This window comes from Mesorhizobium sp. LSJC285A00 (genome assembly GCF_000503155.1).
GTDB lineage: Bacteria > Pseudomonadota > Alphaproteobacteria > Rhizobiales > Rhizobiaceae > Mesorhizobium.
The window spans coordinates 60,922-76,091 of record NZ_AYVK01000007.1; the positions used below are offsets into that span (position 1 = coordinate 60,922).

Sequence of the window (15,170 nt, forward strand, 5' to 3'; positions counted from 1 at the left end):
TCCCCCGCGATCAGCCGGCAAATGTATAGGCCGTCTTTACCGTGGTGTAGAACTCCGCGGCATAGCGGCCCTGCTCGCGCGGGCCGTAGCTCGAGCCCTTGCGACCACCGAACGGGACGTGGAAATCGACGCCCGCCGTCGGCAGATTGACCATCACCATGCCGGCTTCGGAGTTGCGCCGGAAATGCGTGGCATGCTTGAGGCTCGAGGTGCAGATGCCGGACGTCAGGCCGAAGGGGGTGTCATTGGCAACCGCCAGCGCCTCGTCATAATCCTTGACACGGATGACATTGGCGACCGGCCCGAAGATTTCTTCGCGCGAAATGCGCATGGCGTTGGTGCTCTCGGTGAACAGTGCCGGCCTGAGGTAGAAGCCGGGCGTTTCGCGATCGAGCCGCTCGCCGCCGAAAGCGAGGTTGGCGCCTTCCTTGCTGCCGATGGCGATGTAATCCTCGTCCTGCTTGAGCTGGCTCGCATCGACGACCGGTCCTATCTGGGTCTTGGTGTCGAGCGCATCGCCGATGACGAGCTTTTCCAGGCGCTCCTTGAGCGCGGCAACGAAGCGGTCATGAATGCCTTCGGTCACCACCAGGCGCGACGATGCCGTGCAGCGCTGGCCGGTCGAGAAATAGGCGCCGTTGATGGCGCACTCGACAGCCGTGGCGAGGTCGGCGTCGTCGAGCACAACCATCGGGTTCTTGCCGCCCATTTCGAGCTGGAACTTGCGCATGTGCTCGACGCTTGCCGCGGCGACGCGTTTGCCGGTGCCGACCGAGCCGGTGAAGGTGATGGCGTTGAGGTCGGGGCTGTCAAGCATGGCCTGGCCGACCACCGAGCCCTTGCCCATGACCAAATTGAGCACGCCTTTCGGCAGGCCGGCGCGGTGCAGGATGTCGACAATGGTCCAGGCGCTCTCCGGCACCAATTCGGCCGGCTTGAAGACGATGGTGTTGCCGTGGGCCAACGCCGGCGCGATCTTCCAGGTGGGGATGGCGATCGGGAAATTCCACGGGGTGATGATGCCTACCACGCCGACGGCTTCGCGGGTGATCTCGACGCCGACGCCCGGGCGCACGCTGGGCACCAATTCACCCGACAGGCGCAGCGTCTCGCCGGCGAAGAAGTCGACGATCTGGGCGGCGCGGATGGTCTCGCCAATGCCCTCGGCCAGCGTCTTGCCCTCTTCGCGCGACAGGGCGCGGCCGATCTCTTCCTTGCGCGCCATGATCTCGTCCGACGCCTTTTTCAGCACGGCATGGCGAACCAGCGGCGCCGAACGCGACCAGGCCGGGAAAGCAGCCTTGGCTGCCGCGATGGCCTGCTTGGCCTGTTCGGCACCGGCCGAGGCATATTCGCCAACGACATCCCCCGTGTTCGAGGGATTGATGTTGCGCGAGCCGGCTTCGCCCACCCACTCGCCGTCGATCAGATTTTTACGAAACAGGGTCATGTCGCAGTCTTCCTTGTAATGGTTCGCTGGCGGTGCCGTATGCCTGAATCATTTATCAGACAAATGACGACACTGTGAGGCCTGAAGTCTAGCTGCGGACTGGATAGCCGATGGCGCGCTGCTGTGAAAGCCGCGACCTCAAAACGGACGATATGAAGCAGGCCGCTGTCAGCTCGGAAAAGTCCAGAACAGGCAAGCCAGCGTTGCCGCGGCGAAGATGACGAAGAACAGGCTTCTGAGCAGGATGTTACGGCGCAGCTCGTTCATGGTGAAATGACAGCCGACGATTGCCGCGGCAAACAGAAAGCGCCAGTTGAGCAGCGCCCATAACACACTGCTCTGGCCGAAGGCCCAGCGGGCGACGAGGCAGCCGACAATGGTCGCGAACAAGGCGATTACCGCCCAGAACAGCGCGTCCGCCGCATGGGTGAGCACGATGCCGGCGGCGCGGATCGGCAGGATCATCATCAGCATGGCGCTGAAGAAATAGACGGCGGCGAGCGGCAGGAACGAGCCAGCATCGGCGATGCCGTCCAGCCGCCGGACCCCGATCGCGCCATAGGGATAGCCGTGCCGGGCAACCGCCAGGCTGAGCGCCATGAGCAATGCGGTGAACACCGCGACCAGTGCGAATGTGGAGAGAGCCTTGCTCATGCCGTTCCTTGTTCTGATGCCCTATCCGGGCCGAATCACAAGGAGGATTTTAGCGCACGGTCCTGAATTGCGCGTCAGCTTTGGTGAGCGCCGATCTTCACCGGTCGCTGTTTTCGAAGGCGCCCATGCCTTGCGCGATCAGATTAGTGGCCATGACCAGCGAGACGATGGCCGCCGAGTTGAAGATCACCACCCACCATTTGCCGCCGGTCAGGAAGCCGTAGCCGTCGGCGACCGCCAGTCCCCAATCGGCTGAGGGAGGCTGGATGCCGAGGCCGAGGAAGCTCAGCGTGGCGATCGAAAAGAAGGCATAGCCAAGCCTTGTGACCAGCTCGATGAGAATGGTTTCCCTGACATTAGGCAGGATCTCGAGGAACATGATGGAAAGAGCGCTCTCACCGCCGAGACGAGCGGCGCTGACATAATCGCGTTCGCGCTGCTCGCGCACGGCGGCACGCACCGTCCGTGCCACCAGCGGGGCATAGGCGATGCCGATCACAAGGATGACGGTGAGGTTCGATGGCCCAAGCGCGACCAGCGCCATGGTGACGAGGACGATGAAGGGAAAGGCCATCAGCGTGTCGAGCAGCCTGGCGCCGATGGCGTCGATCAGCCCGTCGAAATAGCCGAGCACGAGGCCAAGCACGCTGCCGGCGGCAACGCCGAGCAGTGTTGCTGCCGGCGCGACCAGCAGGATGTCACGCGAGCCGACGGCGATGCGCGACAGCACGTCGCGGCCAAGTTGGTCGGTGCCGAACCAGTGCGCCGCGTCGGGCGGCGCCAGCATGACGAGGAAATCCTCGGCATAGGGATCGTAGGGCACAAACAGGCTGCCGAACACGGCACAGCCGACCCAGAACAGCAGGATCAGCGAGCCGATGATGACCGAGGGCGGCAGCTGCGAAACAGTCTCGCGGATGCGACTTGCTGCCCGCCAGCGCAGCGTACGGCGCTCCGGCAATTCCATCAGTTCCATCATGGCGAGACACGGCGGCGCTGCCGCGGATCGAGCAAGGCATTCACGAGATCGCCTGCCGCGGCCGACAGCACGAAGATGGTCGCCATGACCAGCACGCCGGCTTCGAGCATCGGGAAATCTCGCGCCTTGGCGGCGTTGAGGACAAGGTTGCCGAGGCCCTGTATGCCGAACAAGGCTTCGATGACCACCAGACCACCCAGCATGTAACCGGTCTGGGTCGCGAGCACGGCGATGGTCGGCGTCAGCGCATTGCGCAGCACGTGCCGGATGAGTATCTCGCGACGCTCAAGGCCTTTCAGGACGGCGGTGCGCGTATAGTCGGCGGCCAGCGCCTCGATCACACCGGCCCGCGTCATGCGGGTGATGTAGCCGGCAAGGTTCAGCACCAGCGGCAGCGCCGGCAGGATCAGATAATAGCCACTGACCCACAGCCCGGCGCCATCGGGAGCAGCGCCGGTGATCGGGAACCAGTTCAGCCACAGGCCGAAGACGATGAGCAACAGCAGGCCGGAGACGAAGTCCGGGACGATGCCGAAGGACACGCCGGCGAGTACGATCAGGCGGTCGATAAAGCGGCCCTGGTTGAGACCGGCGACGATGCCGGCGCCGATGCCCAGCGGCAACAGAAAGACGAGGATAATTCCGGCAAGGGCCGCCGAGCGCTTGAGGCTTTCCAGAACGAAGGGCGCCACCGGCAAACGCAACGACAGGGAGGTGCCGAAGTCGCCTGACAGCACGCTGCTGAACCAGTGCCAGTATTGCACGAGCACCGGCTGGTCGGCGCCGAGCTGCCTGTTCAGCGCCGCGACGGCCTCGGCATCGGCGAACGGCCCGAGCATGAGGCGACCGACATCGCCGGGCAGAACCTGCCCGGCGAAGAACACCAGCATGCTGACCAGCCACAGCGTGAGCAGAAGCGAGGCTGCCCGCACCAACACAGTGCGGCCGGTCAGCATCGGATTTTAGTGCCCGGAGTGGCTGGACGTCTCGCAATCATGCCTGGGCGAACGTCACGCGATCGAGCAGCAGATGCGAGATCGCCGTGAAGCGGACGCCCTCGACCTTCGACGAGACGATGCGGCTGTATTGCGAGAAGTAGCTGATGATCAGCGGCGTCTCGTCCAGCAGCAAGGTCTGGATCTTGCCCGCGGCAAGGCGTTGCGCCTGAAGGTCGCGGGCCTTGCCGTATTCGAGCAGCAACCCGTCATAGGCCGGGTTGTTGAAATGCGCCGCGTTCCAGGCGCCCGAACTCTTCAGCGTCGCATTGAGGAAGATGTCGGGCGTGCCGCGATGGCCAAAATCGGTAATGCCGAGATTGGAATCGAGCCATGGCGACGAGCCGAACTTCGCCGAGCCATAATAGGCGTCCTGCGGCAGCACGTTGAGCTTGATGTCGATGCCGGCCTTCTTGGCAAAATTCTGGATCAGCACGGCATAATCGGGAATGTCATAGGCGCGCTCGGTGGTCAGCGTCACCGGGAAGCCGTTCGGCACGCCGGCTTCGCCAAGCAGGCGCTTGGCCTCGGCGATGTCCTGCTTGCGCTGCGGTACCGACGGATCGGCCGAGGGGAAGATCGGCGCGAACGGGGTGTCGTTGCCGACGATGGCGCGGCCCTTGAGCAAGCCCTTGACCACCGCCTCGCGGTCGATGGTGAGCGCCAAGGCGCGGCGGATGCGCTTGTCGGTGAACGGCGCCTGGTCAGTCCTCAGATGCACCTCGTCATGCGAACTTGCCTGCACGCTGAGCAGCTTGAAGTTGGGATTGCCCTCGATCGCCAATTCCAGCCGGGTCGTGCTCGGGATGACGTCGAGCTGGCCGGCCTGCAGCGCCAGCACCTGCGCCTGCTCGTCGTCGAAGAACTTGATTTCGACGCGGTCGGGCAGCGCCTTGTCGCCCCAATAATCAGGGTTGCGCACGAAGCTGGCGCCCTGCTTGGGGCGGAAGGATTCGAGCTTGAACGGGCCGGTGCCGTTGAAATTCTTCTCGAAATCGCCGGCATAGTCGGCCGGCAGGATGACGGCATTGTAGACGTCGGACGAGACATAGAAGGGGAAGTTGCTGTTGGGCCCGTCGAGATCGAAGGCGACTGTCTGGTCGTCGACGACCTTGGCGCCGCCCTTGGACAGGATGCCCTTATAGGCCGACAACGCGGACGAACCGCTGGCCGGATCGACCAGCCGCTCGAAGCTCGCCACCACATCCTTGGCGGTGACGGTGCGGCCGTCGTGGAATTTTACGCCCGGCCGCAATTTGAAGGTCCAGCGGCTGGCGGTCTCGTCGGCCTCCCACGACAGAGCGAGCTTGGGCTGCAGACCGTCCTTGGGATCGTCGAGGATGAGATATTCGCCGACCTGGCTGATGACGCCGATGCTGGCCGGATCGGTGATGGAGACGGGATCGATCGCCTTGGTCGGCTGTCCGAGCCCAACGCGGACCGTGCCGCCGGCGCCGGCAGCGCGCGCCGTGCCGAAACCAGCAAGTCCCTGCGAGGCGGCAAAGCCGGTGAGGCCGATCAAGGCTGCGTATTTCAGCAGATCGCGGCGCTTGAGGAAGCCGGCCTGGTGCTCATCGACGGCGACGTTCCAGATGTCGCCGGACAGATTGCGAAGCGTATTGATGTCGTTGCGTTTGGTCATTCTGGAACCCCTGTCTGAAATGACTGTTGAATGGCTTAAGCGACTGGTTCGCCGTCGAGATGGATGCGGTCGACGGCTTGCGGGTAAAAGGCGATGAGGCCCCTGATCTTGGGCATTTCGGCAATGGGATCGCGGTAGCTCCAGGCGACATCGGGGCTCACCGAGCCGTCGGCGCGCCGGCCCGACCAGTAGGAGGCGATGCCTTTGTAGGGACAGCGCGTCGTGCTGTCCGAGGCGACCAGACGGTCGAGCCTGACATCGTCCGGATGCAAATAGAAACGCGTCGGCAGATGCGTTTCGAACAGCAGCACCGGGCGATGGCTGTCGGCGATCACTTCGCCGTCGAACCAGATCTGGACATGGCTTGAACTCTGCAGAGCGTCGATGCGGGCGTATGGGTCGCGGGCGTGGACGAAGACTTCTTCCTCCTCCTCGAACCATTGGTCGACCGCTTTCCAGGTGAAGGCGATGCGGCCGGCCAGTGGCGACAGGCTTTCATCCTGCGGCGCGACAAACGACCAGGCCGCATTGGGAGAAGCTTTCGATCCCGTCTCCAGGTCCCAATAGGTGGTTTCGCCGCCGACTGGATGCGGCTGGCGATGCTCGGACGGCTTCAAGAGCGAGCGGTCCACCGAGGAGGCCGGGAAGAAATAGATCGGCAGAAAATGGTTGGAGCGCAGCACCAGGACGTTGCGGCTGTCGGCGATGGTGCGGCCGGCGAATTTGACCCGAATGCGCTTGGGGCTGTGCAGAACATTGATGAGCTGCGGAGCCGTGGCTTCGCGGGGCTGAAGTTTTGGCGCTGCGGTCATATCAGTTGCCCCAAGTCAGGATACGGCGCGCACATTGTCGCGCTGTTCGGCGAAGCGGTTGGCCGGCCGAGCCAGGCCGAAACGATCACGCAGCGTCCCCGGCGCATATTCGGTGGGGAATACGCCGCGGCGCTGCAGTTCCGGCACGACCTGCTCGGCAAAATTCACCCAATCCTCCGGGAGCAGCGGGAACATCAGGTTGAAGCCGTCGGCGGCACCTGCCTCGAACCAGTCCTGCAGCTGATCGGCGATCTGGTTCGGTGTGCCGACGACGGTCGGCACCGAACCGCTGTTGGCGAGCTTGCGAGCGATCTCGCGCAGAGTGAGGTTCTGCTTCGACCATTCCTTGACGCGATTGAGCGAGGTGCGGCCGCCATTGAAGGTGCTCTCGTCCGGCAGCGGCGGCAGCGGGCCGTCCGGCGGATATACGGAGAGATCGACGCCGCTCCAGCTCGAGAGAAGGTCGATGCCGACCCGATCGGGAAGCAAGCTCTGCAGATACTCCTGCCGCTCGCGTCCCTCCGCTTCGGAAGCTGCGACGATCGGCAGGATGCCCGGCAGGATCTTGAAGCTCTCGGGCTTGCGGCCGTAACGGGCGAGGCGCTCGTTGATGTCCTGCCTATATTTGATGCCGTCTTCCTTGGTGCTGTAGATGGCAAAGTGCGCATCGGCATGCGCGGTAGCGAAATTCTTGCCGTCTTCGGACGAGCCGGCCTGGACGATCAGCGGATGGCCCTGCGGCGGGCGCGAGACATTGAGCGGTCCGCGCACCTTGAAGTGCGGGCCCTTGTGGTTGATCGCATGGACCTTGTCGGGATCGGCGAAATAGCCCGATGCCTTGTCGATAAGCAGGGCTTCGTCTTCCCAGCTGTCCCACAGTGCCTTGACGATATCGAGGAATTCGGTGGCGCGCTCATAGCGAAAGGCGTGCTCGATATTGCCGTCGCGGCCGAAATTGCGGGCCTCCTCGTCCATGGCCGACGTCACCACATTCCAAGACGCCCTGCCCTTGCTGATATGGTCGAGCGAGGCAAACATGCGGGCGACATTGTAGGGCTCGCTGTAGGAGCTCGAGGCGGTGGTGATGAGGCCGATATGCCTGGTCACGCCGGCAAGCGCCGACAACAGCGTCAGCGGTTCCAGGCGGGCATTGGCGTAATGGGCTACGCCGCTCTGTACGGAATCCCAGATCGCGACATGGTCGGCGACGAAGATCGTATCGATCCTGGCGCGCTCGGCAGACTGGACGAGATCGCGGTAGAAGTCGAAGTCGAGCACTTCGCGGCCCGGCGCGCGCGGATGGCGCCACGACATGCGATGATCGCCCTGCGGATTGAAGAAAAACGCGCTGAGGATCATGTGGTCGCGTGCCATGCCGGTCTCCTTGCAGAACTGCTTCAGGCGACCGTCGCGATGCCTCGACCGGCTGCGACAATCTCTCCTGAGCGGTGAAAGGTAGATTGCGCTCCAGCTTAATTCGAGTAATTTTATAGAGATTGTGCGGCGCGAAAGCGGAAGCGATTGCCCTCGAAGACCGCGCCGAAAGAAAGTGGTTTCAGCAAGACATGTCGTCATCGGTTCTGAACGTCGAGCAGCTCACCGTCGCCTATGATGAACGCCGGGGATCGCATCCGGCCGTCAACGGCGTGTCGCTCACCATCGGCGAAGGCGAAGCGCTCGGCCTTGTCGGCGAGTCCGGCTCGGGCAAAAGCTCGGTGGCACTCGCTATTCTGCGCTATCTGCCGAATAACGCCCGGATCGCCGCGTCGGCGCTCGAGTTCCAGGGCCGCGAGATCCGCAATCTCTCCGGCGAACAGCTGCGCCGGCTAAGGGGCGATCGCATCGCGGCCGTCTACCAGCATCCGGGTGCGGCGCTCAATCCGGCCATGACGATTGGCCGGCAGATCACCGAGACGATCATGCGGCATCGCCCGGTTCGGCAGGACGAAGCACGCACCCGCGCCGCCGAGCTGCTCGGCCGCGTCAGGGTGAGCAATCCGGAGCGGGTGCTCGATCTCTATCCGCACGAATTGTCGGGCGGCATGCAGCAGCGCGCCAACATCGCGATTGCCATTGCGCTCGACCCGTCGCTGCTGGTGCTGGATGAGCCGACGACGGCGCTTGACGCCAGCGTCCAGTCCGAGATCGTCGCCATCCTGCAGGACTTGCGCCGCGATCACCAAACCAGCGTTCTGCTGATCAGCCATGACATCAACATGGTCCGCCGGGCCTGCGATCGGGTGGCCGTGATGCAGTCGGGGACGGTGGTCGAAAGCGGCATCGCCAACGATGTCTTCGAGAACCCTGTTCACGCCTACACCAAGGCGCTGATCGCCTCGATCCCGGCGCTCAACTTCACCAAGCGCGACGGCAGGCTGGCCGAGATGCACACAACCGGCCCGTCGAAGCCTGTCCGCAGCGATCAACCGGAAGCCGCACGTCCGATCGCCGTCGCCTGCAAAGGCATCAGCCACGCCTTCGGCTCCCAGGCCGTCCTGCACGATATCGACCTGGAGATAGCCCAGGGCGAGACGTTCGGGCTGATCGGCGAATCCGGCTCCGGCAAGTCGACATTGGCAAGGATCGTGACTGGCCTCCAGACGCCGGACGCTGGGTCGGTCGAGCTGTTCGGCAGCACTGTCGCGCCGCGCGTCGAGAAAAGAAGCCTGAGCGGACGGCGCGACGTGCAGATGGTGTTCCAGTCACCCGACCGCACGCTCAATCCGCGCCAGCGGATCGGCAGGATCCTCGGCCGTCCGCTGCGGCGGCTCGCCGGCTTTAGCCGCAGCGAGGTGAAGCAGCGTGTCGGCGATCTCCTGGCCTCGGTTCGTCTTGCCGCTACGACCGTCGACCAGAAGCCGAGATCGCTGTCTGGTGGCCAGCGCCAACGGGCGGCGATTGCGCGCGCCTTTGCCGGCGTGCCGAAGCTCGTAGTGTTGGACGAGCCGACCTCTGCGCTCGACGTTTCCGTGCAGGCGACCGTGCTCAATTTGCTCAACGACCTGCAGCGCGACAAGGACACCACCTATCTGTTCATCAGCCACGACCTCAGGGTGGTGCGCTATATGGCCGACAGGATCGGCGTGCTCTATCGCGGCCGGCTGGTCGAGACGGGATCATCCGAGCAGATTTTCCGTGGCCCCAACCACCCCTACACGAAGCTGCTTCTGGCCGCGTCCTCGGATGAGACGGCGCCGAGGGCTCCGGCTCAGCTCCACGTCGCGGCACACGATGCCGAGACCTCCGGATGCTCCTTTGCCGCCCGCTGTCCTGTCGCGCTGCCCGATTGCCGAAAGGCGCAACCACCCGTCAGGCAGGCCGGCGACGGTCATCTGATCGCCTGCTGGAGAGACGCAAGCAGTCTCTGATTGCGAAGCGGGCAACTGACAAGCCTTCTTTCGAGGAGATGTCCCCCGGCCGATGCGGCCGGAGGACAGGCTTGGGAGGCGCCTGACGTCGGCTGGAAATTTCCGGCGATGGTTTTGACCAGCGTCGATTTGCCGGCGCCATTGTCGCCCGTCAGGCCGAGAACCTGGCCCTCATTGATGTCGAGCGAGACATTGTCCAGCGCGCGAACGGCACCGAAATCCTTCACGATATGTTCGAGACGCGCTAGAACCGTCATCGCATCTTCCCATGCCAATTTGTAAGTTTCTGATACAAATCATCGTTTGAAACTTGGGTCAATGGGCTTGGAGATGCTGAAGATTTATTGCAATGCACCCAACCTTGGGTCTTTCAAACCGCCTAGAAATTCTATTAGTATGTCGAGCAAACAAATTGTGGAGAACGACGTGCTGGTGTCGACCGATCTTCGGCCGAACGAAACGCGGGCACTTGCGGCGCTGTTTCGTGCCGGCGCGTCGAGCCGGGCAGCGCTCGCACGCGATCTCGGCCTGACCCGGTCGACCACCGGCGCCCTGGTGCTGGGGCTGACGGAAGCCGGTCTGGCGCGCGAGCGGTCGGATGGAGCGGATGACGAGCAGGATAGCGAGGGTCGGGTCGGCCGTCCCGGTATCCTGGTCGAGATCGACGGCAATGGCGGCTTCTTCCTTGGCGCTTATATCGGCGTCAACTGGATCGCAGTCGTGACTGTCGACCTTGCCGGCGCGCGGCGTGCGAGCGCCTCTAGGGCATTTGCCGGCCCCGGTAGCACGCCCGAAGCCGCGGTCGACATCATCGGGGAACTCGTCGCCGAGATCCGCTCACAATTGCCTGCGGGCACGCGCCCCTACGGGCTCAATGTCGCCGTGCCCGGCTTCCCCGCCGCCGACGGGATTTCATACCATGCCACCATCCTTGGCTGGCACGGGGTCAATCTGGCGGAGCTTTTGCGCACTGCCTTTGGCGCGGACTTTCCAATCCTCTTGGAAAACGATGCCAATGCCGTGGCGGTGGCCGAGACATACCGGGCGCAGCCGGGCAAGGACCATGAGGATGCTCTGGTCATCCTGATCGAGAACGGCGTTGGCGGCGGCATCATCAATGCCGGCAGGCTGCATCGCGGCCGGCTCGGCGGCGCCGGCGAAATCGGGCATCTGCGCATCGGCGACGAAGGTTTTGTCTTCGACGCGAAGCGCCCGGGCCGACTGGAATCCTATGTCGGCAAGGATGCTTTACTGGCTCGCTATTTGCACATAAGCGGACTGCGCGCCGGCGTGGATGAGTTTGTCGCAGCGCTGGCCGGCGGCGATCCGGCAGCCGTTGCCACCGCGCGCGACTGGGCGCTCTGGTTCGGCCGCGGCCTGGCGACACTTGCCTGCACCTTGCAGCCGGAGCGCATCATCCTCTCCGGCTCCGTCAATGCTGTCTATCCCTTTGTCGCCGAGCAGGTGGAAGCTTTCTTGCTGGAGTTCCTGGCTGAAGGTTACCCCGTTCCTACGGTCGAACTGTCGCGCGTCGGGGCCGACGGTCCGGCATTGGGCGCTGCCTGTCTGCTGCATCAGGCAGCTTTGTCGGGCGATCCGCAATTTCAACTTCGCGGCCTCGCCGCGCGCTAATCAGGAGAGATTCCATGCCTCGCAAAGACGAAAAGCGGCTGCGTGTCGGCGTGCTCGGCTGCGGTCCGATTGCCCAGGCGGCGCATTTCGAATCCTGCACCAAGGCACGCAATACCGATCTCTATGCCATCTGCGATGTCGCCGACGATCTGCGCGACAGGATGGCGGCGACCTACGCGCCTGAAAAATCCTATGCCGACTACGGCCTGATGCTGGCCGATCCCGATCTCGATGCCGTCATCATCGCGACATCGGACATTTTTCACGTCAAGGCCGCGGAACTGGCGCTCGATGCCGGCAAGCATGTGCTTTGCGAAAAGCCGCTGGGCGTTTCGGTCGAGGAGGTCGAAGGCTTGCGGGCCACGCTCGACAAGAGCGGCAAGGTGCTCCAGGTCGGCCATATGAAGCGCTTCGATCCCGGCATCCAGGCGGCAAAGGCTTTCGTCGACGACGAAATGGGCGAGCGGCTGGCGTTCAAAGGCTGGTACTGCGACAGCACCCACCGCTACCCGATGACCGATGCGGTGCAACCGCTGATCATCACCAGCGCCAAGGCGCGCAAGCCTGCCGTCAATCCCAAGGCGGATCTGCGCCAATACTACATGCTGGCGCATGGCAGCCATCTCCTCGATACGGCGCGCCATCTGCACAGGCCGATCGAGGCGGTCGAGGCCCGGCTCACCGAGCGCTATGGCGCCTATTGCTGGTTCATCACCACCATCTTCGCCGACGGCACGATCGGCCATCTCGACCTGACGGTCGCCGTGCGCATGGACTGGCACGAAGGGTTCCAGATCTATGGCCAGAACGGCAGCGTTCTCGCGAAGACGTATAACCCCTGGTACTACAAGAGCAGCGAGGTCGACATTTTCCGCGAGGCCGATGGCAGTTGGCATCGCACGCTTGGCGCGGATGGCCACTTCTATCGCCGGCAGCTCGAAGGCTTTGCCGATGTCGTGCTGAATGGCGCGCCCATGATCGGCGCCAGCATCGAGGACGGCATCGCCTCGGTCAGGGGCATGGCGGCCATCGCCCGCTCGGCCGCTGCCGGCGGCCGCGCCGTCCGTCTGGCCGATGTCGACGGGGTCGTGTGATGCAGCTTGGGATTTTCGCCAAGACCTTCGCCACCACCGGCGCCTTGCCGGTGCTGCGCGCGGTCGCGGACGGCGGCTACACGGCGGCGCAGTTCAACATGGCGTGCCTTGGACTGCCGTCGATGCCGGACAGCATTGAGCTCGGCGCGGCCCGGTCCGTCGCTAAGGCGAGCGGCGAGGCCGGCGTTTCGATCGCGGCCGTGTCTGGAACCTACAATATGATCCACCCGGATCGCTCGGTTCGTGTGTCAGGTCTTGCTCGGCTGGAGGTGCTGGCTGCGTCATGCGCTGACATGGGCACGCGCCTGATCACGCTGTGCACCGGCACAAGGGATGCACAGGATCCGTGGCGCTGGCATCCCGACAATGCAAGCGAGGCAGCATGGAGCGATCTGCGGACGGAGATGGAAGCGGCGATCGCGATTGCCGAGCGCTTCGACATCGAGCTCGGCATCGAACCGGAACTGGCCAATGTCGTCTCCAGCGCGCGGGCCGCTCGCCGGCTGCTCGACGAGATGAACAGCGCGCGGCTGCGCATTGTGCTCGACCCGGCCAATCTATTCGAAGTGGCGGACAGCGCGGAGCGTCACCGCCTGATCGACGAGGCCGTCGATCTGCTGGCTGCGGAGATCGGCATGGCCCATGCCAAGGACCGCAATGCCGATGGCAGTTTTGCCGCCGCCGGACAGGGCGTCGTCGATTTCCCGCATTTCATCGGCTGCCTAAGAGCCGCCGGGTTCGACGGCCCCCTGATCACGCATGGCCTGACAGAGGCCGAGGCGCCCGGCGTCGGCGCGTTCCTGCGCAATGTCCTGGAAGCGAGCGACGACACGTGAAAAAGACCTTCAGCCGAGATGGCGTCGACCTTGCCTACCGGGAGGTCGGCACGGGCCTTCCCGTCATCTTCCAGCATGGGCTGGGCGGCGATGAGGCGCAGGTGGCCGACGTGTTTCCCGATCTGCCGGTGACGCGGCGCGTGACGCTCGAATGCCGTGGCCAGGGCGGATCCGGCTACGGGCCTGTCGAGCAGCTTTCGATCGCGACGTTTGCCGAGGACGTCGATGCACTGGCCGACGATCTCGGCCTCGGCCCGGCCGTCGTCGGCGGCATCTCGATGGGCGCGGCGCTGGCGCTTCGCCTGGCGGTGCACAGGCCGGCGCGGGTGCGGGCGCTGGTGCTCGCCCGGCCTGCGTGGGTATCCCAGGCTGCACCGGCCAATATGAGGCCCTATGCCGTGGTCGGCGATCTCTTGATGCGGCATTCGCCCCAAGACGCCAGGCGTCTGTTCGATGACAGCGCTGTTGCCGGCGAACTGGCCAGATTGGCGCCGGACAATCTCGGCAGCCTGCAAGGCTTCTTCACTCGCCCGGACCCGGTTCTGTTCGGCAGGCTGCTTTCGGCGATCGCCGGCGATGGTCCCGGCGTGAGCGAGGCGGACATCCGCGCTATCGCGGTGCCGACTCTTGTCATCGGCCATGACCATGACCTCGTCCATCGACTGGACGACGCACAGACGCTGGCCGGACTCATTCCGTCGGCCCGGCTTTGCACCATCACAGCCAAATCGCAGGATCGCGCCGCCTACCGGCTGGAATTCCGCGCCTGTCTTTCGGAATTCCTGGAACCGCTCGCATGACCGACAAAACGACGGATGAGACCATCGCCGTGGTCGAGATCGGCGGCACGTCGGTCAAGGTTGGCTTTGCCGACCACGGCATCCCGGTGGATTTCGCCCGCACCTACCCGACCGCGCAACTGCGCAAGGGCGCGCCGGTGGCGGGGTTGGCCGATGCGGTCACCGCAGCCTGCCGCGATGCCGGGCTCAAACCTGCACGGGTCGTTGCGACGGTGCCTGGGTTCATCGACCGCGACTTCGACACGGTGCTGCACACGGCCAACATTCCCGAACTGAACGGCATCCGGCTGGGTACGGAACTGGCATCGCGGCTCCGCGTTCCCGTGCGGCTCGAACGCGACGTCGTGCTGCAATTGCTGGGCGAAAGCGTTGCCGGCGCGGTGAAGCGGCAAAAGGAGGTGCTGGCGGTCTATCTCGGCACCGGCATCGGTGCGGCCTATCTCGGCAAGGACGGCATTTTCAGGGGCGGCGGCTGGGCGCTGGAAATCGGCCATATGCCGATCTACCGGCCTGACGAAAGCGGACCGCCAAACCGCGTCGAGACCTACGCCTCAGGGGCAACGCTTGTCGAACTCGCGACAGACTACGATATCCCGGTTGCCGAGCTGTTTTCGGCGACCGGGCAGCCGCCGTCGCTGCGCGAATGGCTCGATGAGATCGTCTGGCAGCAGGCGGTGACCATCGCAACGGCAGCCGCTTTGTTTTCCCCGCAGACGATCCTGATCGGTGGCGGCATCGTCGACATGAAGTCCTATCCCCGCCAGGCGCTCAAGCAGCGCATCGCGGACAGCCTGCCGCATTCGCTTGTTGTAGAGCCTCTGGACATACGCTGGGCGGCCCTGGGCTGGCAGGCGGCGATCCATGGCGCGGTGCTGCTCGGCGCGGTGTGATCGCCGTGGTTGCTGTCG

Annotated in this window: 13 protein-coding genes and 1 pseudogene; 6 read left to right on the forward strand and 8 right to left on the reverse strand. The window is 64.2% G+C overall.

Annotated features, from left to right (window positions below):
- Positions 1 to 10: 10 nt before the first annotated feature.
- The 7 genes from X726_RS159965 to X726_RS159935 form a co-directional block, all read right to left on the reverse strand.
- Positions 11 to 1,450 carry an aldehyde dehydrogenase family protein gene (locus X726_RS159965; protein WP_023668826.1) on the reverse strand — a complete coding sequence of 480 codons (1,440 nt, stop codon included), beginning with the start codon at positions 1,448 to 1,450 and terminating at the stop codon, positions 11 to 13.
- A 168-nt stretch (positions 1,451 to 1,618) separates the two neighbouring features.
- Positions 1,619 to 2,104: a hypothetical protein gene (locus X726_RS159960; protein ID WP_023668827.1), complete on the reverse strand. Its 486-nt coding sequence runs from the start codon at positions 2,102 to 2,104 to the stop codon at positions 1,619 to 1,621.
- Between the two features lie 97 nt (positions 2,105 to 2,201).
- Complete coding sequence (locus X726_RS159955; RefSeq protein ID WP_023668828.1) at positions 2,202 to 3,083, reverse strand: ABC transporter permease; 882 nt, start codon at positions 3,081 to 3,083, stop codon at positions 2,202 to 2,204.
- The gene (locus X726_RS159950) at positions 3,080 to 4,039 is read right to left on the reverse strand and encodes an ABC transporter permease (RefSeq protein ID WP_031198523.1); all 960 of its coding nucleotides are present in this window, start codon (positions 4,037 to 4,039) and stop codon (positions 3,080 to 3,082) included. The genes X726_RS159955 and X726_RS159950 overlap by 4 nt, the downstream gene beginning before the upstream one ends.
- A 37-nt stretch (positions 4,040 to 4,076) precedes the next feature.
- Positions 4,077 to 5,720: an ABC transporter substrate-binding protein gene (locus X726_RS159945; RefSeq protein WP_023668830.1), complete on the reverse strand. Its 1,644-nt coding sequence runs from the start codon at positions 5,718 to 5,720 to the stop codon at positions 4,077 to 4,079.
- Between the two features lie 35 nt (positions 5,721 to 5,755).
- Positions 5,756 to 6,532, reverse strand: a complete 777-nt coding sequence (locus tag X726_RS159940) for a DUF427 domain-containing protein (RefSeq protein ID WP_023668831.1) — start codon at positions 6,530 to 6,532, stop codon at positions 5,756 to 5,758.
- A gap of 15 nt (positions 6,533 to 6,547) precedes the next feature.
- Positions 6,548 to 7,906 carry an LLM class flavin-dependent oxidoreductase gene (locus X726_RS159935; RefSeq protein WP_023668832.1) on the reverse strand — a complete coding sequence of 453 codons (1,359 nt, stop codon included), beginning with the start codon at positions 7,904 to 7,906 and terminating at the stop codon, positions 6,548 to 6,550.
- A 191-nt stretch (positions 7,907 to 8,097) separates the two neighbouring features.
- Between X726_RS159935 and X726_RS159930 the strand changes: the two genes are divergently transcribed.
- Positions 8,098 to 9,900, forward strand: coding sequence for an ABC transporter ATP-binding protein (locus X726_RS159930; protein WP_023668833.1), 1,803 nt, complete (start codon positions 8,098 to 8,100; stop codon positions 9,898 to 9,900).
- 77 nt (positions 9,901 to 9,977) lie between these two features.
- Here the strand turns inward: X726_RS159930 and X726_RS1000000168615 are convergent.
- Positions 9,978 to 10,157, reverse strand: a pseudogene (locus X726_RS1000000168615) (ATP-binding cassette domain-containing protein); the annotation flags it as partial.
- Positions 10,158 to 10,296: 139 nt separating this feature from the next.
- Between X726_RS1000000168615 and X726_RS159920 the strand changes: the two are divergent.
- From X726_RS159920 to X726_RS159900, 5 genes are read left to right on the forward strand one after another with little or no spacing between them, the layout of a single operon-like run.
- Entirely contained in the window at positions 10,297 to 11,532 is a 1,236-nt protein-coding gene (locus tag X726_RS159920) for an ROK family transcriptional regulator (RefSeq protein WP_023668835.1), read from the forward strand.
- A gap of 14 nt (positions 11,533 to 11,546) precedes the next feature.
- Positions 11,547 to 12,626, forward strand: a complete 1,080-nt coding sequence (locus tag X726_RS159915; RefSeq protein ID WP_023668836.1) for a Gfo/Idh/MocA family oxidoreductase — start codon at positions 11,547 to 11,549, stop codon at positions 12,624 to 12,626.
- Positions 12,626 to 13,462: a sugar phosphate isomerase/epimerase gene (locus X726_RS159910; RefSeq protein ID WP_023668837.1), complete on the forward strand. Its 837-nt coding sequence runs from the start codon at positions 12,626 to 12,628 to the stop codon at positions 13,460 to 13,462. The genes X726_RS159915 and X726_RS159910 overlap by 1 nt, the downstream gene beginning before the upstream one ends.
- Complete coding sequence (locus X726_RS159905; RefSeq protein ID WP_023668838.1) at positions 13,459 to 14,262, forward strand: alpha/beta hydrolase; 804 nt, start codon at positions 13,459 to 13,461, stop codon at positions 14,260 to 14,262. Before X726_RS159910 ends, X726_RS159905 begins: the two co-directional genes overlap by 4 nt.
- Entirely contained in the window at positions 14,259 to 15,152 is an 894-nt protein-coding gene (locus tag X726_RS159900) for an ROK family protein (RefSeq protein ID WP_023668839.1), read from the forward strand. The genes X726_RS159905 and X726_RS159900 overlap by 4 nt, the downstream gene beginning before the upstream one ends.
- Positions 15,153 to 15,170 lie beyond the last annotated feature (18 nt).

Bases quoted from the DNA above. Each gene is read 5' to 3' on its own strand.
- X726_RS159965 (WP_023668826.1), bottom strand. From the start codon at position 1,450: ATGACCCTGTTTCGTAAAAATCTGATCGACGGCGAGTGGGTGGGCGAA.
- X726_RS159960 (WP_023668827.1), bottom strand. From the start codon at position 2,104: ATGAGCAAGGCTCTCTCCACATTCGCACTGGTCGCGGTGTTCACCGCA.
- X726_RS159955 (WP_023668828.1), bottom strand. From the start codon at position 3,083: ATGATGGAACTGATGGAATTGCCGGAGCGCCGTACGCTGCGCTGGCGG.
- X726_RS159950 (WP_031198523.1), bottom strand. From the start codon at position 4,039: ATGCTGACCGGCCGCACTGTGTTGGTGCGGGCAGCCTCGCTTCTGCTC.
- X726_RS159945 (WP_023668830.1), bottom strand. From the start codon at position 5,720: ATGACCAAACGCAACGACATCAATACGCTTCGCAATCTGTCCGGCGAC.
- X726_RS159940 (WP_023668831.1), bottom strand. From the start codon at position 6,532: ATGACCGCAGCGCCAAAACTTCAGCCCCGCGAAGCCACGGCTCCGCAG.
- X726_RS159935 (WP_023668832.1), bottom strand. From the start codon at position 7,906: ATGGCACGCGACCACATGATCCTCAGCGCGTTTTTCTTCAATCCGCAG.
- X726_RS159930 (WP_023668833.1), top strand. From the start codon at position 8,098: ATGTCGTCATCGGTTCTGAACGTCGAGCAGCTCACCGTCGCCTATGAT.
- X726_RS159920 (WP_023668835.1), top strand. From the start codon at position 10,297: ATGTCGAGCAAACAAATTGTGGAGAACGACGTGCTGGTGTCGACCGAT.
- X726_RS159915 (WP_023668836.1), top strand. From the start codon at position 11,547: ATGCCTCGCAAAGACGAAAAGCGGCTGCGTGTCGGCGTGCTCGGCTGC.
- X726_RS159910 (WP_023668837.1), top strand. From the start codon at position 12,626: ATGCAGCTTGGGATTTTCGCCAAGACCTTCGCCACCACCGGCGCCTTG.
- X726_RS159900 (WP_023668839.1), top strand. From the start codon at position 14,259: ATGACCGACAAAACGACGGATGAGACCATCGCCGTGGTCGAGATCGGC.